Annotated in this window: 22 protein-coding genes and 1 CRISPR repeat array; of the genes, 14 read left to right on the top strand and 8 right to left on the bottom strand. The window is 32.3% G+C overall.

The annotated features are described in order from the left end of the window. Positions 1–255: 255 nt before the first annotated feature. Positions 256–1,146: a CRISPR direct-repeat array (repeat unit 28 nt; unit sequence TTCAATTCCTCATAGGTAGGCTACAAAC). Positions 1,147–1,975: 829 nt separating this feature from the next. The 10 genes from Q0929_RS01730 (at position 1,976) to rnr (ending at position 14,123) form a co-directional block, all read left to right on the top strand. Next, entirely contained in the window at positions 1,976–2,473 is a 498-nt protein-coding gene (locus Q0929_RS01730) for a DUF3592 domain-containing protein (RefSeq protein WP_299237868.1), read from the top strand. 369 nt (positions 2,474–2,842) lie between these two features. Beyond that, complete coding sequence (gene ileS, locus Q0929_RS01725) at positions 2,843–5,662, top strand: isoleucine--tRNA ligase (protein ID WP_299237867.1); 2,820 nt, start codon at positions 2,843–2,845, stop codon at positions 5,660–5,662. Beyond that, positions 5,659–5,958, top strand: a complete 300-nt coding sequence (locus Q0929_RS01720) for an HU family DNA-binding protein (RefSeq protein ID WP_299237866.1) — start codon at positions 5,659–5,661, stop codon at positions 5,956–5,958. The genes ileS and Q0929_RS01720 overlap by 4 nt, the downstream gene beginning before the upstream one ends. Further along, positions 5,939–6,985 carry a uroporphyrinogen decarboxylase gene (hemE, locus tag Q0929_RS01715; RefSeq protein WP_299237865.1) on the top strand — a complete coding sequence of 349 codons (1,047 nt, stop codon included), beginning with the start codon at positions 5,939–5,941 and terminating at the stop codon, positions 6,983–6,985. The genes Q0929_RS01720 and hemE overlap by 20 nt, the downstream gene beginning before the upstream one ends. Then, entirely contained in the window at positions 6,986–7,780 is a 795-nt protein-coding gene (locus tag Q0929_RS01710) for a Dam family site-specific DNA-(adenine-N6)-methyltransferase (RefSeq protein ID WP_299237864.1), read from the top strand. Positions 7,781–7,809: 29 nt separating this feature from the next. After that, positions 7,810–8,268 carry an SsrA-binding protein SmpB gene (gene smpB, locus Q0929_RS01705; protein ID WP_299237862.1) on the top strand — a complete coding sequence of 153 codons (459 nt, stop codon included), beginning with the start codon at positions 7,810–7,812 and terminating at the stop codon, positions 8,266–8,268. A 14-nt stretch (positions 8,269–8,282) separates the two neighbouring features. Continuing rightward, on the top strand, positions 8,283–9,884 hold the full coding sequence (locus Q0929_RS01700; protein WP_299237861.1) for a CTP synthase: 1,602 nt from the start codon (positions 8,283–8,285) through the stop codon (positions 9,882–9,884). Continuing rightward, entirely contained in the window at positions 9,884–10,846 is a 963-nt protein-coding gene (locus Q0929_RS01695) for an Rpn family recombination-promoting nuclease/putative transposase (RefSeq protein WP_299237859.1), read from the top strand. The genes Q0929_RS01700 and Q0929_RS01695 overlap by 1 nt, the downstream gene beginning before the upstream one ends. Before the next feature lie 7 nt (positions 10,847–10,853). Continuing rightward, positions 10,854–12,017 (top strand): aspartate aminotransferase family protein, encoded by a 1,164-nt coding sequence (locus Q0929_RS01690; protein WP_299237858.1) that lies wholly within the window; start codon positions 10,854–10,856, stop codon positions 12,015–12,017. After that, positions 12,018–14,123, top strand: a complete 2,106-nt coding sequence (gene rnr, locus Q0929_RS01685) for a ribonuclease R (protein ID WP_299237857.1) — start codon at positions 12,018–12,020, stop codon at positions 14,121–14,123. Positions 14,124–14,409: 286 nt separating this feature from the next. Here rnr and Q0929_RS01680 read toward each other — a convergent pair whose 3' ends face one another. The 5 genes from Q0929_RS01680 to gmhA form a co-directional block, all read right to left on the bottom strand. Next, positions 14,410–14,892 carry a peptidylprolyl isomerase gene (locus Q0929_RS01680; protein WP_007545443.1) on the bottom strand — a complete coding sequence of 161 codons (483 nt, stop codon included), beginning with the start codon at positions 14,890–14,892 and terminating at the stop codon, positions 14,410–14,412. Positions 14,893–14,980: 88 nt separating this feature from the next. Next, positions 14,981–16,228 carry an ATP phosphoribosyltransferase regulatory subunit gene (hisZ, locus tag Q0929_RS01675; RefSeq protein ID WP_299237855.1) on the bottom strand — a complete coding sequence of 416 codons (1,248 nt, stop codon included), beginning with the start codon at positions 16,226–16,228 and terminating at the stop codon, positions 14,981–14,983. Between the two features lie 18 nt (positions 16,229–16,246). Beyond that, positions 16,247–16,882: a phosphoserine phosphatase PspA gene (locus Q0929_RS01670; protein ID WP_299237854.1), complete on the bottom strand. Its 636-nt coding sequence runs from the start codon at positions 16,880–16,882 to the stop codon at positions 16,247–16,249. A gap of 15 nt (positions 16,883–16,897) precedes the next feature. Next, positions 16,898–18,037 (bottom strand): alanine--glyoxylate aminotransferase family protein, encoded by a 1,140-nt coding sequence (locus tag Q0929_RS01665; protein ID WP_299237853.1) that lies wholly within the window; start codon positions 18,035–18,037, stop codon positions 16,898–16,900. A 430-nt stretch (positions 18,038–18,467) separates the two neighbouring features. Next, complete coding sequence (gene gmhA / locus Q0929_RS01660; RefSeq protein WP_299237852.1) at positions 18,468–19,052, bottom strand: D-sedoheptulose 7-phosphate isomerase; 585 nt, start codon at positions 19,050–19,052, stop codon at positions 18,468–18,470. 106 nt (positions 19,053–19,158) lie between these two features. On the opposite strand from gmhA, the gene Q0929_RS01655 reads away from it, so the two are divergent. The 4 genes from Q0929_RS01655 to Q0929_RS01640 all read left to right on the top strand — a co-directional run bounded on the left by Q0929_RS01655 (position 19,159) and on the right by Q0929_RS01640 (position 22,844). Next, a complete protein-coding gene (locus Q0929_RS01655; protein WP_299237851.1) occupies positions 19,159–19,743 on the top strand; it encodes a hypothetical protein in 585 nt (194 codons plus the stop codon). A gap of 70 nt (positions 19,744–19,813) precedes the next feature. Beyond that, positions 19,814–20,659, top strand: a complete 846-nt coding sequence (locus Q0929_RS01650) for an RNA polymerase sigma factor RpoD/SigA (RefSeq protein ID WP_299237850.1) — start codon at positions 19,814–19,816, stop codon at positions 20,657–20,659. 9 nt (positions 20,660–20,668) lie between these two features. Continuing rightward, positions 20,669–21,796 (top strand): citrate synthase, encoded by a 1,128-nt coding sequence (locus tag Q0929_RS01645; RefSeq protein WP_299237849.1) that lies wholly within the window; start codon positions 20,669–20,671, stop codon positions 21,794–21,796. Further along, positions 21,780–22,844, top strand: a complete 1,065-nt coding sequence (locus tag Q0929_RS01640) for a glycosyltransferase family 9 protein (RefSeq protein WP_299237848.1) — start codon at positions 21,780–21,782, stop codon at positions 22,842–22,844. Before Q0929_RS01645 ends, Q0929_RS01640 begins: the two co-directional genes overlap by 17 nt. Positions 22,845–22,967: 123 nt before the next feature. Here the strand turns inward: Q0929_RS01640 and Q0929_RS01635 are convergent, their stop codons facing one another. Genes Q0929_RS01635 through Q0929_RS01625 form a run of 3 tightly spaced genes read right to left on the bottom strand, consistent with a single transcriptional unit; the run spans position 22,968 to position 26,384 of the window. Beyond that, positions 22,968–24,620, bottom strand: a complete 1,653-nt coding sequence (locus tag Q0929_RS01635) for an ABC transporter ATP-binding protein (RefSeq protein WP_299237870.1) — start codon at positions 24,618–24,620, stop codon at positions 22,968–22,970. A 4-nt stretch (positions 24,621–24,624) separates the two neighbouring features. After that, positions 24,625–25,728: a glycosyltransferase family 4 protein gene (locus Q0929_RS01630; RefSeq protein ID WP_299237847.1), complete on the bottom strand. Its 1,104-nt coding sequence runs from the start codon at positions 25,726–25,728 to the stop codon at positions 24,625–24,627. Then, positions 25,710–26,384 carry a polysaccharide deacetylase family protein gene (locus tag Q0929_RS01625; protein ID WP_299237846.1) on the bottom strand — a complete coding sequence of 225 codons (675 nt, stop codon included), beginning with the start codon at positions 26,382–26,384 and terminating at the stop codon, positions 25,710–25,712. Before Q0929_RS01625 ends, Q0929_RS01630 begins: the two co-directional genes overlap by 19 nt. Positions 26,385–26,503 lie beyond the last annotated feature (119 nt).

Below are 26,503 nucleotides of genomic sequence, written 5' to 3'. Positions count from 1 at the left end.
ATTTAAGCGTCAATGCAAATAAGATTAAACTGTCAGAGTAGGTTTTAGGTCTTCCTGCTTTTTGGATTTTTGATGGTAAAGTGTTTTCACTTAAAAATATATCCTCATCAATTATTATCTCTCCGCGCTTTACAAGTTGTTTATTATATTCTTTCCAGTCTCTTTTCATAAAAACCTCACCAATTTTTAAGTTTTTAGGTATAATTTTATATGATATTACAATTAAATTGTAAAAGTTTTTGGACAATATCATTACTTTATTCCTCATAGGTAGGCTACAAACATATTTCTAATGCGTTCAGTTTAGGAATGCTTGACGGGCTTCAATTCCTCATAGGTAGGCTACAAACGGGAAGGTAAAAAATGGTTGCCACTGGGTAGCCAAGAAGTGTTTCAATTCCTCATAGGTAGGCTACAAACTATAATTGTTAGATTGATTTTTGAATTGATGAAAATACTTCAATTCCTCATAGGTAGGCTACAAACAAAGGAGGTGATGAAACATGGATTTCTCTCAAGTGCCCTTCAATTCCTCATAGGTAGGCTACAAACGGAAAAGAATTCGAGGAATTTTGTAATATTGCGTTCGCCTTCAATTCCTCATAGGTAGGCTACAAACGCCAATCACGGCTGGCATCCTTTACATCTGAACCGAGCTTCAATTCCTCATAGGTAGGCTACAAACTCACCACCCTATTTCTTCCAAGTTCTTTTGCTTTATAGTTCAATTCCTCATAGGTAGGCTACAAACATTTCGGTAGAGTTTTCTTAGTTGACTTTGTCCAGTGTTCAATTCCTCATAGGTAGGCTACAAACCGCCAACAGAAGACAATTCTGTTGTAGACGAAGCTAAGTTCAATTCCTCATAGGTAGGCTACAAACGAGGGACCATATCCTTGATGTCTTTGGGTTGGACATGTTCAATTCCTCATAGGTAGGCTACAAACTTTTTATTAATAATTTAAGGAGGTTATGTCATTATGGTTCAATTCCTCATAGGTAGGCTACAAACCTGAAAAAAACGGAGTAGATATAAAACGCTTAAAAAAGGTTCAATTCCTCATAGGTAGGCTACAAACGAGAAAAGGTGCGTTTCATGCGTTTATAGAAGGGTCAGGTTCAATTCCTCATAGGTAGGCTACAAACCCGTTAAATTTTAACTCAAAAATAAAATCGCAAAAACCTTATTCAATTGCCAATGTATAAAACATTATACCAAATTTTTAAAAAATCCGCAAGTTGAAGTTTTTTGCAGCAAACCTCGATATACAGAAAATATATTATTATATTTTATCCTTTAACATCCCATCACAAGCCAACCGCTGAAAACCCAAAACTCAGAAGCTCGCTGCAAATACCACTCCTTAACTTCCCGATCTTAAAAAATTTCAAAATAAAAAACTGTAAATTTTCAAAAAATTAGATATTAAAAAATTCAAAATTAAAAAGTTTAATTCAACAAATACTTACAACTACTTTTCAAAAAATCTCTTTCAAACCATCATTAAGCAATCTTAAATCAAACATCAAAAAATAAAATCACATTACCAATATCTTAGCTTCACTGACTAATAAATCACCTTACTAAGTCATCAATCAATCAAATAAAAATCATTAAATTATTGATAAACCAATCTCCAATTTCTCCCATCTCACGTCTCACGTTTTACGTGAAACAAGCTTGTGTGGGCTAACCTATTCAATTGCCAAGGTACAGTTAGTTATAAAATTATTAAAAAGTTAAAAAACTCCCTGATTGTAGCTAAATTTTAAATAGCAAAAATTTTCACCAAGGAAGTAAAAATAAAAAACTTTAATACTTTATTTTACACTATTTCAAAAAATCTTTGAACATCTAACTTTTTTACTAAGATAAATTTTTCAAACAGAATCTCTTAGCTAGCAATTTGCTTTCAGACAAACAGCAATTTGATTTATAATAATAGCTTAAATCCCGTTATTTAAGGGTTGTACTATGCTTAAAGTGTTTGTTGCTTACGTGCTATTTGCGTCTGTTTTGACTATGTTTGTTATATATAAATATTTTAGATTTTTCTTTTGGAAAAAGACGGAAGGAGAAATTTTAGATAAGAGAGTTGAAAGAGTCAAAGAGATAATCAAATATGAGACTTATAGACCGGTTATAGAATATAAATACAAAGTAGATGGAAAAGAGTATATATCTAATAAGATATTTATAACTCCTTTTGAATCTGACTATAACACTGCAGAGAAAATAATAAACGATTTTAATGACAAAAAGGTTGTGGTTTATTACAATCCTTCTAATCCTTCAGAAAGCATTCTGAAAAGAAATTTACATGCTGGTATGGTAGTTATGTTAATTGCATTGATCGGAATTATGTTGCCGTTTCTCTACCAAGCATTTGTGGAAGTTATAGGTATTGGAGCATCAAAAGAAGATATAGCCCTTTTTGTTAGAAATTTATTACATTCTTTGTTTGATAATTAAATTAGCTAACACTTTATAGCTCATATTTCATACATCTACAGTGTTATTCTGCAGCTGTGGGAAAAATCTCTTACTTTTATTGAACTTCTCACCCGAATATCTATATACTTTTATAAATTTACAAAAAGTTTCTATATTCCATGAGACTATTCCAAAAATCTGCACTGTCATTCTGAGCGAAGCGAAGAATCTCATGTTTCTCTTTTTAGGTCAAAAAATCAAAAAAAGATCCTTTGGCTTTACAGCCTCAGAATGACAAAGAAAGGTAAATTTACAAAAATTTTGGAACACCCTCTATATTCCATAAAAAACAGACTTAAACAAATGATATAATAATATTTTTAAAATCATGCCGGAGGTATCTCAAAATTGGAATTTAAAGACACATTAAACCTGCCTCAAACTGAATTTCCTATGAAAGGTAATCTACCAAATAAAGAGCCTGAAATATTATCTTTTTGGGAAAAAATAAATCTTTATCAGAAACTTAGAGAAGATAGAAAAGGAAAAGATAAATATATTCTTCATGACGGACCACCATATGCAAACGGACATATACACATTGGACATGCTTTAAACAAAATCTTAAAAGATATTTTAGTTAAATATCAATCCATGAAAGGAAAAGATGCACCTTTTGTTCCAGGCTGGGATTGTCATGGACTTCCGATTGAACAACAGGTAGAAAAAGAATTAAAAGAGAAGAAAATTAAAAAAGAAGACCTTTCTAAATCTGAGTTTAGAAAGCTATGCAGAGAATACGCTTTAAAGTTTGTAAACATCCAAAAAGAAGAGTTTAAAAGACTTGGCATTATTGGAAATTGGGAAAAACCTTATCTTACAATGAGACCATTCTATCAAGCACAGGAAGTTTTAGAGCTTGGAAGAGTGTTTAACAAAGGCGTTGCATACAGAGGTAAAAAGCCTGTTTATTGGTGTATCTATGACAAAACAGCAGAAGCAGAAGCGGAAATTGAATATTACGACAAAAAAGACCCGTCTATCTATGTAAAGTTTAAAATGAAAGATTCTGATGATACCTATCTTGTAATTTGGACTACTACTCCTTGGACGTTGCCTGCAAACCTTGGTGTAATGGTTCATCCAGAGTTTGATTATGTTTATTTCAAAACAGATAAAGGAATTTTGATAGTTGCCAAAGAATTACTTGAAAACTTTAAAGAAAAGACCGGATTAAATGGAGAAGTAATAAAGCAGGTTAAAGGAAAAGATTTAGAGTTTAAAGAGTATTATCATCCGTTTATAGATAGAGTTTCAAAGGTTTATCTCTCTGAGTTTGTTGAGCTTGGTACCGGTACAGGATTGGTACATATGGCACCAGGACACGGTCAAGAAGACTATATCATCGGTCAAAGATATGGTGTAGATGCTTTTGCACCTGTTGATGATGAAGGAAGGTTTACTCAAGAAGCACCTGATTGGCTTAGAGGAATAAGGGTTTTTGATGCAAATGATTTAATCATAGAAAAACTACAAGAAGTGGACGCGTTGATACATAAAGAAGTGATAAGCCACTCTTATCCCCACTGTTGGAGATGCAAAAATCCGGTAATTTTTAGAGCAACTCCCCAGTGGTTTATATCTATGGAAGCAAAAGTTAATGAAAATCAAACTTTGAGAGAAGCAGCATTAAAAGAGATTGAAAGGGTAAAATGGATACCCCATTACGGACAAAACAGAATAAAAAGCATGGTAGAAAACAGGCCGGATTGGTGTATTTCAAGACAGAGAAGCTGGGGCGTTCCAATAACTGTATTTTACTGTGAAAACTGCGGTGAAATCGTTAAAGATATGGAAGTTTTTGAGCATGTAGCTAATCTAATTAAAAATGATGAGTTTGGGGCTGATATATGGTTTGAAAAATCAGCAAAAGAATTGCTTCCGGAGGGTTATAAATGTAAAAAATGCGGCGGGCAAGAGTTTAAAAAAGAAGAGGATATACTCGATGTTTGGTTTGATTCTGGCGTGTCTCATGCAGCAGTTTTAAAGTATGGAGAATGGGAAGAGTTAAGATGGCCTGCCGATATGTATTTAGAGGGTTCAGACCAGCATAGAGGTTGGTTCCAGTCTTCACTTCTTGAATCGGTAGCATCTTATAACAGAGCACCTTATGACACAGTTTTGACACATGGATTTACACTTGACGAAAAAGGCAGAAAAATGTCTAAATCTGCCGGAAACGTAGTAGCACCGGAAAAGGTTATAAATGAATACGGAGCTGACATACTAAGACTTTGGGTTGTTACAGAGGATTATACAGAAGACATAAAGATAGGTTTTAATCTTATAAAAAGAATTGCAGAAGATTACAGAAAAATAAGAAATACATTTAGATACTTCCTTGGCAATCTTTACGACTTTAATCCAAACCAGGACTATGTTCCTTACGAAAATCTATTGGAAATAGACAGGTGGATGCTTTCTAAACTTCAAAATATCATACAAATAGCCGACAAATCTTATGAAGAAGGCAAGTTTCATAAAATCTATCACACGATTAAAAACTTTGTAATAGTAGACCTTTCAGCAATATATCTCGATATTTTGAAAGATAGACTCTATGTTTACGCACCAAAAAGCTTAGAAAGAAGGTCGGCACAAACTGTATTGTGGGAATTACTTTTATCATTAAACAAAATCCTTGCACCTATCATCTCATTCACAGCAGAAGAAGTTTGGCAGTATGTAAGAAAGATTGATTCAAGTCTAAAAGAAAGCATTCATCTTGAAATTATGCCTGTTGTAAATGAAAAATTTATAGATAAAAATTTAGAAGAAACCTACGAAAAGCTTTTAGAGATAAGAGACGATGTACTAAAAGCGATAGAAGAGGCAAGAAAACAAGACTTAGTAAGACATCCATATGAAGCAAGAGTAATTTTAAAACTACCGAAAGAGTATAAAGAAATAGTAGAAAAAAGATTAGATTGGATTAAGTTTTTCTTTACAGTTAGCCAAGTAGAGCTTTCAGATAATCCTACAAGCGATGTAGTAATTAATGGTGAATCTGTGAAAGACTCTGTTGTAGCTGTTAGCAAAGCAAAAGGTGAAAAATGTCCAAGATGCTGGATCTATGATGAATCTGTTGGCAGAAATGGACAACCTGTTTGTGATAGATGTAAAACTCAGCTTGAAATTATGAATATCAAATTGGAGGAATTAGCATGAAAAAACCCGATATTGTTAAATATATAAAAGAAAAACATCCTGAAATGGATTTAAAAAGTATAAAAGATGTTGTTGACGAAATCTTTGAAGTGATGGCAGAAGCTTTAGCAAAAGGTGAAAAGATAGAAATTAGAAAGCTGGGTTCTTTTAGAGTTTTAAAAAGAAAGAAACCACTTAAAGGAAGAAAGAGAGTTAGCTATTCAAAAACTGTTCATTTCAAACCGGGTAAAGTATTAAAAAGAGCATTAAAAAGTGTATCCTTAGAAGGTGAAAAAAATGCAAAATCCAAAAAATGATTTATTTTTAAGAGCCTGCAGAAGACAAAAAGTAGAAAGAACACCAATCTGGTTAATGCGTCAAGCCGGCAGATACATGAAAGAATACAGACAGTTAAGGGAAATAGCAGGAAGCTTTAAGAATTATTATAAAAATGTGGATTTGGCTGTAAAAGCCTCTATTTTACCGTACACCTTACTCGGTGTTGATGCAATAATCATTTTTTCTGATATACTAACACCACTTGAATCAATCGGAATGAAATTTGATTTTAAGGAAGGAGAAGGACCGGTTTTTGAAAATCCTATCAAAGGCAAAGAAGACATCCAAAACCTAAAAGAGTTTAACCCTGAGGATGTTTATTTTGTTGGAGAAATCATAAAAGGTGTCAATCAGGCTATCAGTAGGGAAATTCCGGTGATTGGGTTTGCCGGAGCACCTTTTACGATAGCAGCATACATGATAGAAGGCAGAGGTTCAAAGGACTTTAAAAAAACAAAATCTTTTATGTATAACAACAAAGAAGATTTTAAAATACTTCTTGATAAAATCGCAGATATGACTATAAAGTATTTAAGCTTTCAGATAGAGTCAGGGGCTGATGCTGTTCAAATCTTTGACAGCTGGGCTGGTCATCTTTCACCCAAAGATTATAAAGAGTTTGCTTTACCGTCAGTTAAGAAAGTAATAGAAAATCTTAAGCATTACAACAAACCAATCATACACTTTACAAAAGGCGTTTGTGGATTTATGGACTTTATTCTTGAGTCTAACGCTGATGTATACAGTATAGATTGGATGATAGACATAAAAAAAGCAAAAGATTTAATCTATCCAAAGGCATCTGTTCAAGGAAATTTAGACCCTATGGTGTTGTATGCTGACAAAGATGTTATAAAAAAAGAAGCAGAGTATATAATCAAATCATGGGGAGAGGATACAGGACATATATTTAACCTTGGTCATGGTTTGATGCCGGATATGGACGCAAGTAAAGTTAAATTTTTAGTTGATACTGTAAAAGAAATTTCGGTTAGAAGGCAGTAGATGAGACCTTTTTTAAAGTGGGCAGGCAATAAATATAAGATTGTAGAAGATATAAAAAAGCTTTTACCGGTCGGCAACAGACTTATAGAGCCATTTGTAGGCTCTGGCGCTGTTTTTCTTAACACTGATTATAAATCTTATCTACTTGCAGACATTAATGAAGACCTGATAAACCTTTATCGTACATTGGGAGATTATGGCAAAGATTTTATAAGCTTTACAAAAACGTTTTTTACGCCAGAAAACAACACAAAAGAAAGATACATGGAGCTAAGGGATGTATTTAACACTACAAACGACAAAGTTTTAAAGTCTGCATTATTTGTATATCTAAATAGGCATTGTTATAATGGACTGATTAGATACAATCAAAGAGGAGAGTTTAACACACCTTTTGGAAGATACCAGAAGCCTTATTTTCCTGAAGAAGAAATGCAGTTTTTTTATAACAAGCTTAAAACTGCTGATGTAGAGTTAAGAACTTCAAACTATGAAGAAACTTTAAAAGATGTTTTTTATGGAGATGTGATATACTGCGACCCGCCTTACATACCTATTTCAAAGACTTCAAACTTTACCCAGTATTATCAAGAAAAATTTACAATCTTAGACCAGCTGAAGCTCATTCAAATTTTAAAAGATTTGGCAAAAAAGGGGATTCCGTCGGTATTAAGCAATCATTATAACAATCTTATAATAGACCACTTTGAAGATTTTGAGATTTTAGATGTAAGAAGGACAATATCTTGTAAGTCAAGAGAAAAGGTAAAAGAGATTTTAGCGGTAATAAAATGAGTGGTTAAAAATGTTTTGAAGGTGAGAATATGTCAGAAAAAGTGGTTGCAACAAATAAAAAAGCCTTTCATGACTATACGATACTTGAAAAGTATGAAGCAGGTATAGTGTTAACAGGATCAGAAGTGAAATCTTTAAGAGAAGGAGCGTGTAATTTAAAAGACAGCTTTGTTATGATTGAAGACGGAGAAGCATGGCTGTATAACTGCTATATTGCTCCATACAAACCGGCGGCAAAATTTGGCCATGACCCAACAAGAAAAAGAAAATTACTTCTTCATAAAAAAGAGATTTTAAAGCTTATGGGAAAAGTCAAGGAAAAAGGGTTAACAATCGTTCCACTTAGAGTTTACTTTAAAAATGGAAAAGCGAAAGTTGAAATAGCCCTTGCAAAAGGGAAAGTTAAGCATGAAAAAAGAGAAGCGATGAAAGAAAAAGACTTGAAGAGAGAAATAGAAAAGTCTTTCAAAGGAAAAATAAAACTATAAAAAGAGGTGATAGATTGAAGAAGTATATATTCATAACAGGCGGAGTTTTATCTTCCCTTGGTAAAGGAGTGACTTCTGCTGCCATAGGTTCAATCTTAGAATCTATGGGATACAAAATTACATTGATGAAATTAGACCCATATCTAAACATAGACCCGGGTACAATGAATCCATATCAACATGGGGAGGTTTTTGTCACAGAAGATGGAGCAGAAACAGACCTTGATTTAGGACACTATGAAAGATTTACAAATGCAGTTATGACAAAAAATAACAATACAACATCAGGAAGGCTTTACTTTAATCTATTGGAAAAAGAAAGAAGAGGAGCTTTTCTTGGCGCAACAGTTCAAGTAATTCCACACTTTACAAACGAAATAAAAAAATCAATTGAAAAAGTAGCAGAAAATCATGATATTACATTGGTTGAGATTGGTGGTACAGTTGGAGATATTGAAAGTCAACCATTTTTAGAAGCCATAAGACAAATGGGAATAGAAAACAAAAAAGAGGATGTTATTTATATTCATTTGACATACGTTCCTTATATCAAAGCAGCAGGAGAATTAAAAACAAAGCCAAGTCAACACTCAGTAAAAGAGCTTAGAGCGATAGGTATCCAGCCGGATATACTAATTGGCAGAGCTGAAACACCACTTCCAAAAGAAATAAAGAGAAAGTTATCACTATTTACAAACGTTGATGAAGATTCAGTATTTTCTGCACCAGACCTGAATATAATTTATGAAATACCGCTTTACTTTAAAAAAGAAGGGCTTGATAGAGCAATAGCAAAGCATTTAAACCTTGAATACAAAGAACCAGACTTATCAAAGTGGAAAAAGATTGTTAACGTTTTATCAAAGCTTGAAGAAACTGTTGATATAGGAATAGTTGGAAAATATGTAGAACTAAAAGATGCATACAAAAGCATTCATGAAGCGTTAATACATGCTCAAATACCCAACAAAGTAAAAGTAAATATCCATTGGATAAACTCTGAAAAGATAAATCAAGAAAATTGCCAAGAAGTTTTAAAAGGTTTAGATGGAATTCTTGTACCAGGTGGATTTGGAGATAGAGGCATAGAAGGTAAAATATTAACAGCCAAATATGCAAGAGAAAACAACATCCCATACTTTGGAATATGTCTTGGTATGCAGATTGCCGTTATTGAATTTGCGAGAAGTGTAGCAGGGCTTGAAGGTGCCAATTCAACAGAGTTTAACCCATTTACACCACACCCAGTAATAGACATTATGCCAGACCAAAAGCATGTAGATAAAAAAGGCGGAACTATGAGACTTGGAGCTTATAAATGTCATATAAAAAAAGGAACAAAAGCTTATGAAATCTACAAGCAGGAAGAAATCTACGAGAGACACAGACATAGATATGAATTTAATCCAAAGTATGTACCAATCTTGGAAGAAAAAGGTCTTGTTGTTTCAGGTATTTACAAGGCTAAAAACCTACCGGAGATAATAGAGCTTCCATCCCATAAATGGTTTATTGCTTGTCAGTTCCATCCGGAGTTTAAAAGCAAACCATTTGCACCCCATCCGCTTTTTGTTTCATTTGTTGAAGCAGCTTATAAAAACAAGCAAGGGCTATAATGACAAAACAAAAGTATGACATAACAATAAGAGATATTTTTAAAAGCATATCAGATAAGCTAATAAAGATTTTAGGATTTCGCAGCTATGTAGAAATACTAAACCCTATCTTTCCAAAAACAGCAGAAAGAATAGCAGATTTACTTCTAAAACTTGAAGATGACAGCTTGCTACACATTGAATTTCAAAGTACAAACGATAAAACCATGCCTATTAGAATGCTTGGCTACTATCACGCAATAAAAGAAACATACCCGGACAAAAGCATACGCCAAATAGTGATATACATCGGCAAAGACAAACCAAAGATGATTACTCAAATCATTGATTATAATATACAGTACAACTATAGACTGATAGACATCAGAGATATACCTTGTGAAATTTTTCTAAACAGCGACAAAATAGAAGACTTAGCCATAGCCACACTATGTAATGTAAAAGATAGAGAAAGGCTATTTAAAAAAATAGCAGAAAAACTAAACAGCTTAGGAGAAAAGGAAAGAGCCGATTGGATAACAAAGATATTGACCATTTTAGGACTAAGAGATAACTTAATAAAAGATTTTGAAAAAGTCCTAAAGGAGGAAGTAAAAATGCCAATCACAGTATCCTTAGATGCAGAAATAGTAGAAAACTTTCCATACGTAGGTGATTTAGTAAAATTAGCAAAAAAACAAGCAATGCAAGAAGGCTTACAACAAGGTCTACAGCAAGGTCTACAACAAGGCTTACAACAAGGTTTACAACAAGGTCTACAACAAGGCTTACAACAAGGCTTACAACAAGGCCTATTAGAAGCAAAACGTGATGATATAAAAAGAATAATCCAAGCTAAATTTGGACAAGTTCCGGAAGATGTAGAAAAATTAATATCCTCTTCTGATGATGTAAATTTTTTAAACGAATTTTTAATGAAAGCTGTTTTGGCTAAAAGTATTAACGAGTTAATGGAGGTCTAAAATAAGAATGAACTTTAAAGAAGCAGATAAATATTTATTTCCAAATTATGCAAGACTTCCTTACTCTTTTGTAAAAGGTGAAGGATGTTATTTGTATGATGAAGATGGTAAAAAATATCTTGATATGCTGTCAGGTATTGCGGTGAATCAGCTTGGATATAACCATCCAAAATTGACTGAAAGCATCTGTAGACAAGCAAAAGAAATAATTCATATATCAAACCTTTTTTACGTTAAGCCACAGTATGAAGTGGCAAAAATTTTAGTTGAAAATTCCTGCGGTGATAAAGTTTTTTTCTGTAATTCAGGAGCCGAAGCAAACGAAGCACTTATAAAACTCATCAGAAAATACTTTTACGATAAAAAAGAAAACAGATATGAGATAATCACTTTTGAAGGAAGCTTTCACGGAAGAACTTTGGCAACGATTACAGCAACAGCTCAGCCAAAATACCAAGAAGGATTCCAGCCGCTTCCAGAAGGGTTTAAACATGCAAAGTTTAACGATATAGACTCTGTAAAACAATTAATAAACGATAAAACAGCAGCAATATTAATAGAACTTATTCAAGGAGAGGGTGGAGTAAATCCGGCAGACAAAGAGTTTATAAAAGAGCTTTACTCTATATGCAGAGAAAATGGAATATTGTTTACAGTAGATGAGGTTCAAACAGGAATAGGAAGGACAGGAAAACTTTTTGCATACCAACATTACGATATAGAGCCGGATATAATATCCTTAGCAAAAGGTCTTGGTGGAGGCGTTCCTATAGGTGCCATCATTGCAAAAGATGAAATAGCAAAATCATTTGTTCCGGGTACCCATGCATCAACCTTTGGCGGAAACTATTTAGCAACAGCCGCTGCTAAGGTTGTGTTAGAAGAGATATTATCTGATGGATTTTTGGATAAAGTTATTGAAAATGGAGAGTATTTAAAAGAGAGATTAAAAACTTTTGGTTATCTGGTAAAAGGGTTAGGTCTTATGATAGGTGTAGATTTACCAGAAGAAATTTCGGCAAAAGAGATAATGAAAAAAGCATTAGAAAATGGATTGATAATTGGAACAGCAGGAAAAAATACGCTAAGATTTGTTCCACCGTTGATAATTCAAAAAGATGATATAGATTTAGCAGTAAATATTTTAGAAAAAATTTTGGGGGAGAAGTAAGTGGAAATAACACAAGCCGCCATCGTAGATTTTCTTAAAAATCAAAAAAAACCTGTATATCTCAAACAAATTTTAAAAGCCTTTAATTTAGACAAAAAAGAAGATAAAAAATTAGTAAGAAGATTGCTTAGAAAACTTCAAAAAAATAAAATTGTCCTTTATAAAAATGGTGGCTATATCTTAAAAAGAGAAATTCAAGAAAAAGAAAATCTTATAAAAGGAAAAGTAGAAGCACACGAAAGTGGTTTTGGATTTTTAATCAGAGAAGATGGAGAGCCAGACCTTTTTATTCCACCTATAGAAATGAGATATTTGTTTGATGGAGATATTGTCTTAGCAGAAGAAAAGATTTATAGAGGAAAAAAAGAGGCAAAAATTGTAAAAGTCTTAGAAAGAAGAGTAAAAACAGCCGTTGGAAAATTAAAACAAGAAGGCAATAGATATTTTGTCTATCTGCTTGACTTTGTAATACCGCATAAAATATACGTAGATAAAAAAGAAGCAAAAAAATATGAACTTGATAACTACGTAGTAGTTGAAATTTTAAGATATCCAGAGCCAAAAGTAGAAGCAAAAGGAAGAATAATAAAAGACCTTGGAAAAGTCAAAAACACCCAAACTGTCGCAGAAATAGTAGCAAGAAAGTATGACTTACCACTTACCCATTCTCCAGAAGCTATAAAAGAAGCAGAAAAACTGCCTTCTGTTGTAAAAATTACAAAAAATAGAAAAGACCTAACAAAACAGATATGTTTTACCATAGACCCGGAAAGTGCAAGAGACCATGACGACGCAGTAGCGATAGAAAAAGAAGGAGACAAATATAGACTATATGTTCACATTGCTGATGTCTCCCACTACGTTAAAGAAGGTTCTGCCATAGATAAAGAAGCATTCCAAAGAGGAAATACCTACTACCTTCCGGAAAGAGCCCTTCATATGCTACCGGAAAGACTTGCAAGCCAGCTTTGTAGTTTAAAACCTCGTGAAAAAAGGTATGCATTCACATGCGAGATGCTTATAGACAAAAAAGGAAACGTGGTTGAGTATGATATATACGAAAGCGTTATAGAAAGTAAAGCAAAGCTTACATACGACCAAGCACTTGGAATAATCCTTGGACAGCCAGAACTTGAAAAAGCCTTTCCATACTTAGTTAAACCACTTAAACATATGAAAGAGCTTGCAGAAATTTTAATGAAAGCCAAAGAAAAAAGAGGAAGTATAGACTTTGACATGCCAGAGTCTCAAATACTGTTTGACCAATACGGTAATCCTTATGATGTTGTACCTTACGAAAGACATTTAGCCCACAGAATTATAGAAGAGTTTATGATAATAGCAAACGAAACAGTCGCTAAACATATGGAAAAAAACGGATATCCATTTATCTATAGAGTCCACGAAAAACCAAAATTAGAAAAAGTTATGGCATTTGTAGATTTAATGGCAAGTCTTGGCTACAAAGTAGAGTATCCTAAAAAAGATGTAGACTCTAAATTTATTCAAAAAATTATAGAAATGGCAGTGGGAACTCCGGAAGAGTCATTAGTTAGATTCTTAGCTCTAAGAACGATGAAGCAGGCAAGATACTCACCAGAAAATATAGGACACTTTGGCCTTGCTTCAGAATGTTATACTCATTTTACATCTCCGATACGAAGATATGCTGACGTATGGGTTCATAGACTTCTTAAAAAAGCAATCAAAAAGAAATTTACAAAGAAAGATATGGAAGAATTGCCTAAGAAGTTAGATATAATTGCAAAACAATGCTCAGAAAGAGAAAGGGTGGCAGATGATGCAGAAAGAGATGCCTTAGACATCTTAAAATTAAGAATTCTCAAAGATAAAGTTGGAGAAAATTTTGAAGGTATCATTACAGGCGTTATGGCTTTTGGTTTATTCATAGAAATAGAAAGATATATAATTGATGGTTTAGTTCCAATAGATTCTCTGCCCGGTAAATTCAAATACGATGAAAAAAACCATCAGCTTATAGGTGATAAGATGAAGTTTAGACTTGGAGATAAAGTTTTAGTCGAAATCGTAAAAGTTGATGAAGATACTAAAAGGATAGATTTAAAGTTGGTGGAAAAGTTATAGTTAAGAAGGTGGTGGTGAGATATAAGAAGTTAAATGCTTCTATTTTCTCACTTTCTTAATTCTTTAATAGTGAGACTACTTGCAAAAATCAACATCTTCATTCTGCAGCCAGCGAAGAATCCTGACCTCAAAGATGTCATTCTGAGCGAAGCGAAGAATCTCTTCCTTTCTTTTCAATTAAAAAATCAAAAAAGAGATCCTTCGGACTTACGTCCTCAGGATGACAAAATTAGAACACCTTCGAGCTGAGATATTAAATACTTCTCACTTTCTCACTTATTTAATTTTAGTGATGATGACCACCTGCTCCGTGAGCGTGTCCATGTAAAATTTCATCAGGTGTTGCTTCTCTTACATTAACAACTTCTATTTCAAATACAAGGTCTCTTCCGGCTAATGGGTGGTTTAAATCTACAGTAACAGTGTTATCATCAAAATCTACAACTACCATATTGATGATTTGACCTTCCGGTGTTTGAGCTTGAAGTGGCAAACCTCTCTCAAGTTGAATACCTTGGAAGTATTCTCTTGGAACTTTTTGGATTAGGTTAGGGTCTGATGGACCATAAGCTTCTTCTGCCGGAACTTCAATCGTTCTTTTTTCTCCCTCTTTCATGCCATACATTCTGCTTTCAAGACCTGGGATTATCTCTCCTACACCAGTTAAAAACGTTAGAGGTTGTCCTGCGCTTGCATCAATCACTTCTCCGGTTTCTTTGTCTTTGAGTGTGTACTCAAAAGAAACTACCTTTCTGTCTCCTACTTCCATACTAAAACTCCTTAAAAAAATATTTAGTACCTTTTGGTACTATATGGCAATTCTTAAATACAGACGAACTTTATTATTTCCCCCGTCTTTACTTAAGAATTTCCTCTAAGCTTGTTTCTTCTTTTTTATTTTTGTCCTTTAAAATATATACCTTTTTTTCTGAATTTTCAACTGTAATTAAAATTACGTTTTTGTATCCATTTCTAAAGGCAAAATCTATTGATAAATCAATATCTCTTTTTATTATATCCCTTGCTACTGTGTATCCTTTTGTTCTTAAATTTTTAGCTATATTATAGGCAAGTTTTTTATCTTCCGTTGTGTCAATTATGTAAAAGTCTTTTTCATTTTTTATTTCCGTTGTCTTTGTGATATAGTCATAAATAGCTAATAAATCAAAAGCAAAACCCGTGGCTGGATGATTGCCGTTATAATTGCTTAAAAGATTATCATATCTTCCGCCGTATCCAACAATCTTTGGAAAGTCTTTAATAAAGATTTCAAAAACGATTCCAGTATAGTAGCTAAACTCTCTTGGCTCACAAAGGTCAAAAACTATGTACTCATCAAGCTGGTATTCTTTAAGTATTTCATAAATTACTATCAATTCTTTTAAAGCATTTGAAATTTCTTCTATGTCTTCATATTCCTCTGCCAACTCTTTGAGTTTATCAGCTTTTATGTTTAATTTTGGTAGGTTTAAGATAAAATCTTTTATCTTGTTATTTACATCAAAATCTTTTAAAAATGCTTGAATATTATAGATTTCTCGATTTTTTAGATATAAAAACAGCTCTTTTGTTTGGTCTTGTGAAAGGCTTAGAATTTTCGTAATTGCTTTAAATATCTTTACGTTGTTTACGTCAATCTGAAAATCTTCTATGGAAAGTTTTTTTAAAGATGAGATAGCAATGGCTATTATTTCTGCGTCTGCTTCTATCTTATCAACACCTATCAGCTCTACACCTATCTGTTTTTTTTCATAAAGATTGTCACCTTTTGGAACTACGTACCGAAAAACATCCCCTGCGTAGTAAAGTCTGATTGGAAATTCTTTTTCTTGTAAGGATGCTATGTATCTTGCAATCTGAACTGTAAAGTCAGGTCTAAGGATTAAGGTTTCACCTTCGTATCTATCTACTAATCTAAATGTATTTTTAAGTATTTCCTCATTTAAAACGTTTTTATGTGCATCGTAGTATTCAAGAAGCGGAAGTATTACTTTTTCATAACCCCAAAGCTTAAAATTATCTTCTATATTCTTTTCAATCCAGCTTAAGATAAAGCTTTCTTTTGGATTGAAAGTTCTTACACCTTTTGGTAGGTCTATTTTCAAATCTTAAATCCTCTCTTTTTAAAGTGCATCTAATGCTGGAATGAAGTATTCTCCAAGATAGTAAGTATTGTTAAGCTTGTAGAGTATAGGTCTTACTGTGTCGTAATCTAAAATTGAGTAAGAAGCATTATCGCATCCGAAAATCCAAAACTTATCCATATCTAAATTTAATCCGGCTGTAAGACTTGCTCTAATTGGTACAGTGTGAGATACGACAACAATCGTTTCATTTTTATGCTTTTCTAACGCATATTTTAAGAATTTTTTTACTCTGTTAAATACATCTTCCAAAGATTCACCGTTTGGAAATTTGACTAAATGTGGTTCAAAAAGCCATTGTCTAAACATCTCCGGATATTTTTCTTTTACTTCTTCAACCAACAATCCAGACCAATCTCCATGGTCTATTTCTATAATATCTTCATTTTTGATGATTGGCAGGTTTAACTCTTTACTTATATACTCAGCTGTTTGGTAAGTTCTTTTTAATGGACTTGAGTATAAAGCTGTTGGATTGTATTTTTTTAAAGCATTTGCTATCAATCTTGCTTGGTTATGCCCTCTTTCGCTAAGCTCTGGGTCTAATCTTCCTTGATATCTTCCTATTGGATTCCATAAACTTTCTGCATGTCTAACAAAAATAATTCTTACCACTTTGTTAGCTCCTTGTTATATATTGTTTAAATAAACTTCCTGTGCTTTTCTAACACCTTTTCCAAGCTCTACTTTGTAGCCCATTTTATTTAGTGTAATTTCCACAGCTGCGACAACTTCTATTATGTCAAGATAATCAAAGTATCCCATATGTGCCACTCTAAAAATCTTTCCTTTTAGATGGTCTTGTCCACCTGCAACTCTTATTCCTATTTTTAAAAGCTCTTTTCTAAATACATCAGCATCTAAACCTTCCGGTGTAAATACAGCAGTTGCAGAGTTTGAAGGACTTTCTGAAAGAAGCTTTAATCCAATCTCTTGTAATCCTTGTCTTGTCATCTCTGCAAGTATGTGATGTCTTTTCTCTAAATTGTCTAAACCTTCATTTAAGATTAAATCTAAGCTTTCATTTAAAGCAATGATAAGATTTATAGCAGGTGTGTAAGCTGTTTGTCCTTTTGCTTGTTTTTTGCTTTCTGCTTTTACAGAGAAGTAATATTTTGGCAGTTTACTGCTTTCAAGTCTTTTTTCTGCTTTTTCACTGTAGTATAAGACAGATAAGCCCGGTGGAAGCATTAGTGCTTTTTGACTACCTGTTATAAGAATATCAACCCCTATCTCTTCAGGATATACTTTATAAACACCTACAGAAGTAATTCCGTCAACTACCAATAAACAGTCTTCTAATGAATTACTAACCTGTGCTAAAAATTTTAGGTCATGGACTGTTGCTGTTGATGTTTCTGAATGCTGAACCAAAATACCTTTTATGTCCGGATTTTTTTCTACTATTTTTTTTAGCTCTTCTTTATCGTAAGTTTTACCCCATTGGATTTGATAGTCTATAACATTTAAACCAAATGTATTTCCTAAGTCTCTCCATCGTTCCCCAAACTTTCCGGCATTTATGACTAAAACTTTATCTCCTTCATCGAAAAAGTTAACGATAGATGCCTCCATTGCTCCTGTTCCGGAAGAGGCAAACATTAAAACATCTCTTTGTGTATTTAATAGTTTTTGAAGTTTTTCTCTTGTTTGTAAAAATATGTTAGTAAATTCCTGTGTTCTATGGTGGATTATTTGCTGTCCTAAGGCTTTGATAACTTGCGGTGGAAGTGGTACCGGTCCGGGTGTAAAAAGTCTTTCTTTAATCAATCAATTCCTCCAAGAAAATTTTAATAATATTTTAACACATAGACATGTTGTTTATATCAGGACTAAAATTTTAGAGAGGCTAAGATTTAAGTAAGTTTACCTTTACGTGTCTCATCCTGAAGCTGTAAAGCCACTGGACCTATTTCTTTAAAAAGCAAGAAGAGTAGATAAGTGTTAGTTAAAAAGGCAGAGATTTTTTGACGGCTGTAGAATGACAGTATGGATTTTGGGATGGCATCAGCAGTTTTTAAACTTTAAGAATAATTATTGTTTTCCATCCTTGGAAAGCTTTCTATAAGAGATTGTTCCTATTTAAAGCATTAATGATTTGATGGAATATTGGATAGGATAGTAGAAGGTTGGTCCAGCTTCAAACTGGCAGGATGTCGTTGTAAGAAATTGAGGAAATTTAAAGTAGTCTTGCTCTCATTTATTCTTCTATCTTACCTGTTAAGTATAAATCTAAAACTCTACAAATTGCATGGATGAAAGTAATATGAACCTCCTGTATCCTTGCTGTGTTGTTAGACCTTACTATAAATGCTTTATCTACTAAGTCTTTTAGCTGTCCACCGTCTTTACCAAGCAAACCAACTGTAAAAATTCCAAGACCTTTTGCAACCTTGACAGCTTCTATCACATTATTAGAGTTTCCACTTGTAGAAATTCCAATTAATATATCTCCTTTTTGACCAAGAGCTTCAACTTGTCTTGAAAAAACTTTATCAAATCCGTAATCATTTCCTATGGCTGTTAACGCAGAAGTATCTGTTGTCAATGCTATTGCAGAAAAACCTTTTCTTTCTTTTTCGAATCTTCCAACTACTTCTGCAGCAAAATGCTGACTATCTGCAGCAGACCCACCATTGCCGCAAATCAGTAATTTATTTCCAAGCTTTAATCTTTTTCCTATCAATATTCCTAAATTAACAATATCTTCTGCATATTCATAAACAAACTCTTTTTTTAAATTAGCACTTTCTTCAAAAATGCTTATAATTTCATTTTCTAACATTTTCTAAACCCATACTCTTGATAGTATGATTATTTTAACATATGAGTAAGATACTAAAATTATGATATACTTATCTCTAAAACCTATTTCAAAATGGAGAGAGACAATGAAAAAAACAACTGCTATTTTTTTAAGCGTCTTAACAGTAGCACACTTTTCATCAGCTAATAGCTTAGAAGATAGAGTAAATCAGCTTGAACAGAAAGTTAAGCAGCTTGAAGACAGACTTAACCAGTTGGAAGGCAGACCTATCATTCAAAATAAACAAAAAGAATCTATACTTCTAAATGAAAATGAGCCGGCAGTTGAATATGCTTTATTAGAAAAAAAATTCCATAAAGGCGAGAATAAACTTTATGATAGAGACGATAAGATACTGTTTGTTTTTAACATTACAAGCAATTTTAAAAAAGATGTAGATGTGATTTATGGAAACCTTATTGTTTATGATAAAAATGGGAACGAGCTGTTAGTTCAACCTGTAAAAGTTTATAAACCTTTAGATATACTAAAAACCAACAAAATTAGACCGGGAGAAACATTTAGAAAGACATTAGAAATTATCTATGAAGATGATAAGCCAAATTTAAGATACGTTAAAGATATAAGCTTAAATGAAATCAAAGTAGAGCTTAAGTTTAATAAAGTTGAATTTTCTGATGGTAGTATAGAGTTTTTAAACTCAATTTGAGAAAAATCATTGATAAATTTTGTTTTAAGGTGAATAATTAGGCAAACTGTAAACTTAGAGGTAAATACCTATGGCTGAACAAGATGAATTGACAACATTACAATTATATATGCAACAGATGGGAAAGCATCCGATGCTTTCTCCGGAAGAAGAGAAAGAGCTTGCCATAAGAGCTAAACAAGGAGATAAAGAAGCTTTAAAAAAACTTGTTGAAGGAAATTTAAGATTTGTTGTAAGCATAGCCAAAAACTTTATGGGTTGGGGTGTACCTTTAACTGACTTAATAGCTGCAGGTAACTTAGGATTGATTGAAGCTGCAAAAAGATTTGACCCGGATAAAAATGTTAAATTTATATCTTACGCTGTTTGGTGGATCAGACAAGCAATAATGCAAACTATATTCCAGCAAACAGGAGCAGTTAGAATACCAGTTAAAGAGTCATTATTTATAGCAAAAGTTAAAGAAACTTATGAAAAATTAAAAGAAGAGCTTGGAAGAGAGCCTACGGAAGAAGAGATCGCAAAAAGATTAAATACGTCTGTTAAAAAGGTAAAAAATGCACTATCAATAGTTAGATTACCAATTTCGCTTGATATGCCACTTGGTGAAGGTGGTGAAGAAGATTTTACTTTATTAGATGTTTTGTCTAAAAAAGGAACAGAAGATATCGAGAAAGAGCTGATAGAAGAGACTATTCATAAAGAATTGGAAAGTATGTTAGATGTTTTAGATCAAAGAGAAAAAGAAATCATAAAAATGAGATACGGATTAAACGGAGAAGAGCCAAAAACTTTGGAAGAAGTAGGTGAAAAGCTTGGAATATCAAGAGAAAGAGTCAGACAGTTAGAACAAAGAGCATTAAAAAAGTTGAAAGCTGTCGCTTTAAAAAAGCATTTGAAAGATTTCTTATCATAAGGATTAGTTATGGATATAATACCCGGATTGGCAGATGTACCTGTAGCTCATACAAAAATTTGTTTACTTGATGGAAAAAACGGAAAGCTCATATACAGAGGATATGATGTAGAAGAATTATTTGAAAAATCAAACTATTTAGAAACTGCCTATCTTTTAATTTTTGGAGATTTACCATCTAAAGTTGAGTATGAAAATTTCAAAAAAGATATTAAACTTCACAGCAGATTAAAATTTCGGATTATTGATGTGATGAAAAACTTTCCAGAAAAGGCGCACCCGATAGAAGTCTTGCAATCTGTCGTATCTTGTCTTGGAATGTTTTATAAAAAAGAAAATGTCTTAAATAAAGATTACCAATATCTATCCATCGTAAAGCTTTTAGCAAAAATTCCTTTGATAATAGCAAATTGGAATAGAATTAGAAACGGCGATAATCCATTAGAACCAAATCCGGATTTTGATTATGTAGAAAACTTTCTATACATGTATTTTGGACAAAAACCAACCAAGGAAAAGGTTGAAATTCTTGAAAAATGCTTAATTCTTCATGCAGAGCATAGCATGAACGCATCTACCTTTGCAGCCATTGTTGTTGGTTCTACCTTGGCTGACCCATTTACTGTTATATCTTCTGCTATCGGTGCTTTGTCTGGACCATTACACGGTGGAGCAAACGAAGATGTTATAAAAATGTTTAAAGAAATAGAAAACGTGCAAAACGTCAAAAAATACATAGATGAAAAACTTGAAAGCAAGAAAAAAATTCCCGGCTTTGGACACAGAGTTTATAAAACCTACGACCCAAGAGCAAAACTTCTTAAAAAAATGTTAGAAAATTTAGAAATCAAAGATGAAGAGCTAAAAAATCTTTACTCCATCGCCCAAGAAGTTGAAAAGTATGTTTTAGAAAAATTATCACATAAAGGTGTGTATCCAAACGTAGATTTTTATTCAGGCTTAGTATATAAATATCTTGGATTTGACGAAGATATGTACACTTCATTGTTTGCATTAGCAAGAGTAAGCGGATGGCTTGCCCATTGGAAGGAATACATAACAGACAACAAACTTATAAGACCAACAGAGATATACATCGGAGAAATAAATAAAAAATACAATGATAGAAAAGTTTAAAAACATTCTACTTTTAAAGTCCCATAGCGCCGGAATTGGTGATATTTTAAGAAGTTCAGCAGCTTGGAAAGCTATAAAAAATAAAAGTCCTGATGTAAATCTTCATTTATTATTTATCACAAACCACCCAGGCTATCCTTCAGAAGAGCTTATAAAAAAACATCATCTACTGTCAAGCTTTCACACTATAAACAAAGAGTACTTTAACAATATTAAGGATTTTAAAAAGGCAATAAAGTTGGCATATGAAGTTATAAACGATGTTAAACCTGACTTTATCATAGACTTTGAACCTTATGGTTTAGAAACAACGATAGTTTCATTGATTGGAAGATTAAAATACAAAATTCCTACCTTAGGAATAAATGAAGTTTTTCCAAGAGGTCTTTTATACACCTATCATGCAGACTCTGTGAAAAAATTTATGAAAAAGCATAACATGGATGTTTTAAACTATACAGACAGGGATTTTGTTGTTTTGGATAGACTTGGTATAGAAAGAGGAGATATTCAAATAGAAATTAAAGAGACAGAAGAAGCTATAAAATTTAGAGAAAATTTGAGAAAAAGCTTAGGATTGCCTGAAAATCAAGAGATTTTGATTGTAAATATAGGTTGCGGTACTGAAGATGCTATCCCAAAAAGACCGGATTTTAACATTTATGAATTTTTAATATCAAAAGCTTATGAAAAGTACGGTTTAATCCCTGTTTTAATCGGTGCAAAATTTGAGAAAGACATAAATCAGGATTTTATAAAAAAATTTAGTTTAAAACACAAAGAAATTCCTATTTTTGATATAGCAGGAGAGACAACGATAACAGAGTCTGTTGGAGCAATAAATGCAGGACGGATTGTTATATCAAGCGATAGCGGACCATATCATATAGCGGTAGCTTTAAAAAAGCCAAACTTAGCTTTGTTTAACTTTGAAAATACTCCACATTATCATTTTAATCCTTGGACCATTTGCAGATTAGTCAATCCACCAGACTTTAATCAGTTAGAAAAGGATTTAGATTATTTGTATAGTTTAAAGATGGGATAATCTTAAACGCCTTTTTATAAAATCTTTGGTTAAAACGCTTACTAATCTTTTTTATACATTTTCTAGTAGATAATTATATAAACGCTAACTGCTACCCTTTCTGCTCCGCCGCCAGATAAAGTGTTAACTACGTGTACTATCCTTAGCATTTAAACTATCCCTTATCTCCTTCACTTTTCCATTTTCAAACACTATAAACATATCACATTTTTCTAAAGTCTTTAATCTATGTGCTATTATCAAGATTGTTTTATCATGAAAATGAGAGTAAATCTCTTCCATCACATACCTTTCTGTCTCTTCATCCAACGCGGAAGTGCCTTCGTCTATGATGATAATGTCAGGATTTTTTAGAAAGATTCTTGCTATTGCAAGCCTTTGTCTTTCTCCCCCTGATAGACTGCTTCCTCTTTCGCCTATTATTGTCTTAATCGTATCTTTTAATCTAAAAACAAAATCTGCTTTAGCTTTTTTCAGAGCGTTTATGATTTCTTCTTCTGTGGCATCAGGTTTTGCAATCTTTAAATTATTCTCTATCGTATCATTAAAAATAAACACATCTTGAGTAATGACTGCAATTTTATCTCTTACTGTTTTAATGTTATACTCTTTCAAATCTGTATCATCTAAAAGTATCTTTCCTTCGTAATTTCTAAAAACTCCATATAAAAGCTTTATAAAACTACTTTTTCCAGAACCTGTTTGACCAATAATCCCAACTTTTTGACCTTTCCTTATCAATACATTTACATCTTCAAGTATTTTATTTTCGTTTATTTTTAAGCTAACGTTTTTGTATTCTATCTTTTCTTTCAAGCCTTTAAATTCTATACCATCTTCTTTTTCTTGTGGAATGTCAAGTAAAAATTTTATTCTTTCTATAACAGGATTTACAGCTTTTATCTGTATTAATCCTCTTTGTAGAATTTGAGAAGAGTTTACTAAAATCAGCAAAGCAGATAAAAATGAGAAAAGGTCTCCTGTTGTTAGCTCTCCGTTTATTATTCTTACTCCACCGTAGAATATAATCCCGCCAGCTGCCAAGTATGAAGCTATCTCTATAGATGATAAGAAAAATACATCATAAAGTGCGTTTTTTCTTTGATTTTTAAAAAATCTTTCATTTATAGATTCAAAAACTGATAGAATTTTCTCTTTACTAAAAAGTTTTATTGTCTCAAGACCATACAAAAGCTGATTTATAAACTGTGTGTACTCTCCTGCCGATTCTTGAACTCTTTGTGAGTATTTTTTCCTTTTTTCTCCAAAGTAGTTAAATGAGATAACAAAAAGTGGTGTTGCAAACAAAAAGATTAAAAACAGCTTCCAATCTCTATAAATCAAAACTCCAACCATTGCAATCACTGTAAATAGCTGAGTGAAAAAATCCACACCAATTAAAATCATTGCAGATTTAAAAGCTTCTATATCGTTTGTAGTCCTGCTTAGTATTTCTCCATACTGCTTTCCAAAGAAAAAAGACATATCTGCGTTTAAGATTTTTTTAAAGATATTTTCCCGAAGATTTTTCATCACTTTATAAAGTGCCAGTGGATACATGTACTCTTTAAAGATAAATCCAATCTGTTTGATGATTACAAGCAGTAAAAGTACAAGAATGATTAGTTTAAGTTTGTTTAAATCTTTTTCTATAAAGACTTTATCTATAACATCTTTGACTATAAAGGTTAATCCTGCTAAAGCTCCGGCTTCTACAATACTTCCGATGAGTGCTAAAAAAAGAAGTAGCTTATACTTTTTAAAGTTTTCGTATATAAACTTAGCGGCTAAAATCTTGTAGCTCCTTTAAAAATTTTTCTAAAATTATCTTTTTTGTGTATTTGTTTTTAAACTCATTATAGCCATTTTCAACGATTGTTTTATATAAATTCTCATCTGATAAAATTTTATCTAATTTCTCAAATACTTGTTTAAAATTTCCTTTTTCTGCTACTATGCCAGTTTTAAAATCTTCTACTAAATATTTTAAATTCTCCACATCATAAACGACGACCAAACTCTTGACTGCAAAACCTTCTACAACAGTCCTTCCAAAGCTCTCTTCTCCTTTTGATAGTACAAGTACAAAATCAGAAGCTTTTAAAAAGTATTCAGGTTTGTTTGTATATCCTGTTATTATGTATTTATCGGATAGTCCATACTCTTTTATCATCTCTTTTGCTATTGAAAGCTCTTTTCCATCTCCTATTATCAAAAATTTTAAATTATCATACTTTTTGGCAAGAAGCTTAGACACTTCTACAAAGTCAAAAATACCTTTACCCTCTGCAACCTTTCCAATAAATGTTATAACTTTTTCATTTGGACTGATCTTTAGCTCTTGCCTAACTTGCTTTTTTTCAAATTCCGAGTAATAAAACTTTTCTTCGTCAATAAAGTTATATAAAACCGTGATTTTATTTTCTGCTATTCCATCTTTCATAAGTCTTAATTTACTTGCATAGCTGACTGCAAAAATCTTATCTACCTTTGGAAGTATAAACTTTTTTATGAAAAACGGCTGATAGTTAAGCATATGTCTAAAAAGAATGACTTTACTTCCGGAGAGTTTACCGGCTAAAAAAGTGTTTATATATTCATTGCCGTTGTTTCCAATTACAAAGTCAGGCTTTAATTTTTTTGCTAATCTTATTAGTTTTATCGTGTTTATTGGTGAAAATTCAGACTTTAAAGTTATATAGAATTTATTTTTATCTGATGTATTTTTGTCTACAAAGCTTCCTTTTGCAACAGCTTTATAGATTGTAAGATTATCTATCTTTTCTAATGCATTAATAAAGTCAATAGAATGCTGCTCTGTTCCACCGGGATTTGGATTTGGATTTGCATTAATCCATAGAATTTTTATATAATTGTTTTCCATAGAACCTTTGGCAATGAGTAAAATCCTGAAATCATTACTCGTTTTATCTCATAAAAATTATCGCTTTGTTCTAAACTTCCTTCTTTTGTTGTAAAAGCATACTTATAACCTGCTTCTATGACTAAATCTCTAATAGTCTCGTTATAGTCTCCGTATGGATAGCAAAAGCACGTTATCTCTGTTGATAGCATATCTTCTAATATTTTTTTTGAGTCTTGAATCTCTGTTTTTGCCATTTCTTTTGGTATTTTTGTCAAAAATGGATGGGTCAATGTGTGAGATCCTATTTCAATGCCTTCTTTATAAATTGTCTTTATCTCTTCCCAGTTCATTAATTTTTTTCTTACGTTTAACTTTTCATAATCCCATTGGTTAAAAGTACCTACCAATCCGGCAGGGACAAAGACAATAGCATTAGCGTTGTATTTTTTAATTATTGGAAAAGCATTATCGTAAAAATCCTTAAAACCATCATCAAATGTTAGTAAAATAGACTTTTTTGGATAGTTTTCAAGGTCTTCTGTTTTCACAAAGTTGTACCCAAGTTTTTTTAAGACTTTTAACTGTGTTTCAAATTTGTTTGGTTTAACATATAACGATTTTAATTTAGCTTCTTTTGGTGGTATGTCTATGTTGTGATACATAAAGATTTTCATAAAAATTACTCCAATACTAAATAAATTGTAATAAGACTTTCAAAAAATCCAAGAAAGCAAGATATTCTTCGCTTAGAGTAGTGAATTATTACCTTATCTGCCATCGTATATTAAGTATA

Source organism: Sulfurihydrogenibium sp., from assembly GCF_028276765.1.
In the GTDB taxonomy this organism is placed as follows: Bacteria; Aquificota; Aquificia; order Aquificales; family Hydrogenothermaceae; genus Sulfurihydrogenibium.
The sequence above is the reverse complement of the archived record's forward strand: the minus strand, read 5'-3'. Positions and strand labels throughout refer to the sequence as shown.

What these genes read in the sequence shown, in the direction of transcription:
- Q0929_RS01730 (WP_299237868.1), top strand. Translation starts at nt 1,976, where the DNA reads ATGCTTAAAGTGTTTGTTGCTTACGTGCTATTTGCGTCTGTTTTGACT.
- Q0929_RS01720 (WP_299237866.1), top strand. Translation starts at nt 5,659, where the DNA reads ATGAAAAAACCCGATATTGTTAAATATATAAAAGAAAAACATCCTGAA.
- hemE (WP_299237865.1), top strand. Translation starts at nt 5,939, where the DNA reads ATGCAAAATCCAAAAAATGATTTATTTTTAAGAGCCTGCAGAAGACAA.
- Q0929_RS01710 (WP_299237864.1), top strand. Translation starts at nt 6,986, where the DNA reads ATGAGACCTTTTTTAAAGTGGGCAGGCAATAAATATAAGATTGTAGAA.
- smpB (WP_299237862.1), top strand. Translation starts at nt 7,810, where the DNA reads ATGTCAGAAAAAGTGGTTGCAACAAATAAAAAAGCCTTTCATGACTAT.
- Q0929_RS01695 (WP_299237859.1), top strand. Translation starts at nt 9,884, where the DNA reads ATGACAAAACAAAAGTATGACATAACAATAAGAGATATTTTTAAAAGC.
- Q0929_RS01690 (WP_299237858.1), top strand. Translation starts at nt 10,854, where the DNA reads ATGAACTTTAAAGAAGCAGATAAATATTTATTTCCAAATTATGCAAGA.
- Q0929_RS01680 (WP_007545443.1), bottom strand. Translation starts at nt 14,892, where the DNA reads ATGGAAGTAGGAGACAGAAAGGTAGTTTCTTTTGAGTACACACTCAAA.
- gmhA (WP_299237852.1), bottom strand. Translation starts at nt 19,052, where the DNA reads ATGTTAGAAAATGAAATTATAAGCATTTTTGAAGAAAGTGCTAATTTA.
- Q0929_RS01655 (WP_299237851.1), top strand. Translation starts at nt 19,159, where the DNA reads ATGAAAAAAACAACTGCTATTTTTTTAAGCGTCTTAACAGTAGCACAC.
- Q0929_RS01650 (WP_299237850.1), top strand. Translation starts at nt 19,814, where the DNA reads ATGGCTGAACAAGATGAATTGACAACATTACAATTATATATGCAACAG.
- Q0929_RS01645 (WP_299237849.1), top strand. Translation starts at nt 20,669, where the DNA reads ATGGATATAATACCCGGATTGGCAGATGTACCTGTAGCTCATACAAAA.
- Q0929_RS01640 (WP_299237848.1), top strand. Translation starts at nt 21,780, where the DNA reads ATGATAGAAAAGTTTAAAAACATTCTACTTTTAAAGTCCCATAGCGCC.
- Q0929_RS01630 (WP_299237847.1), bottom strand. Translation starts at nt 25,728, where the DNA reads ATGGAAAACAATTATATAAAAATTCTATGGATTAATGCAAATCCAAAT.
- Q0929_RS01625 (WP_299237846.1), bottom strand. Translation starts at nt 26,384, where the DNA reads ATGAAAATCTTTATGTATCACAACATAGACATACCACCAAAAGAAGCT.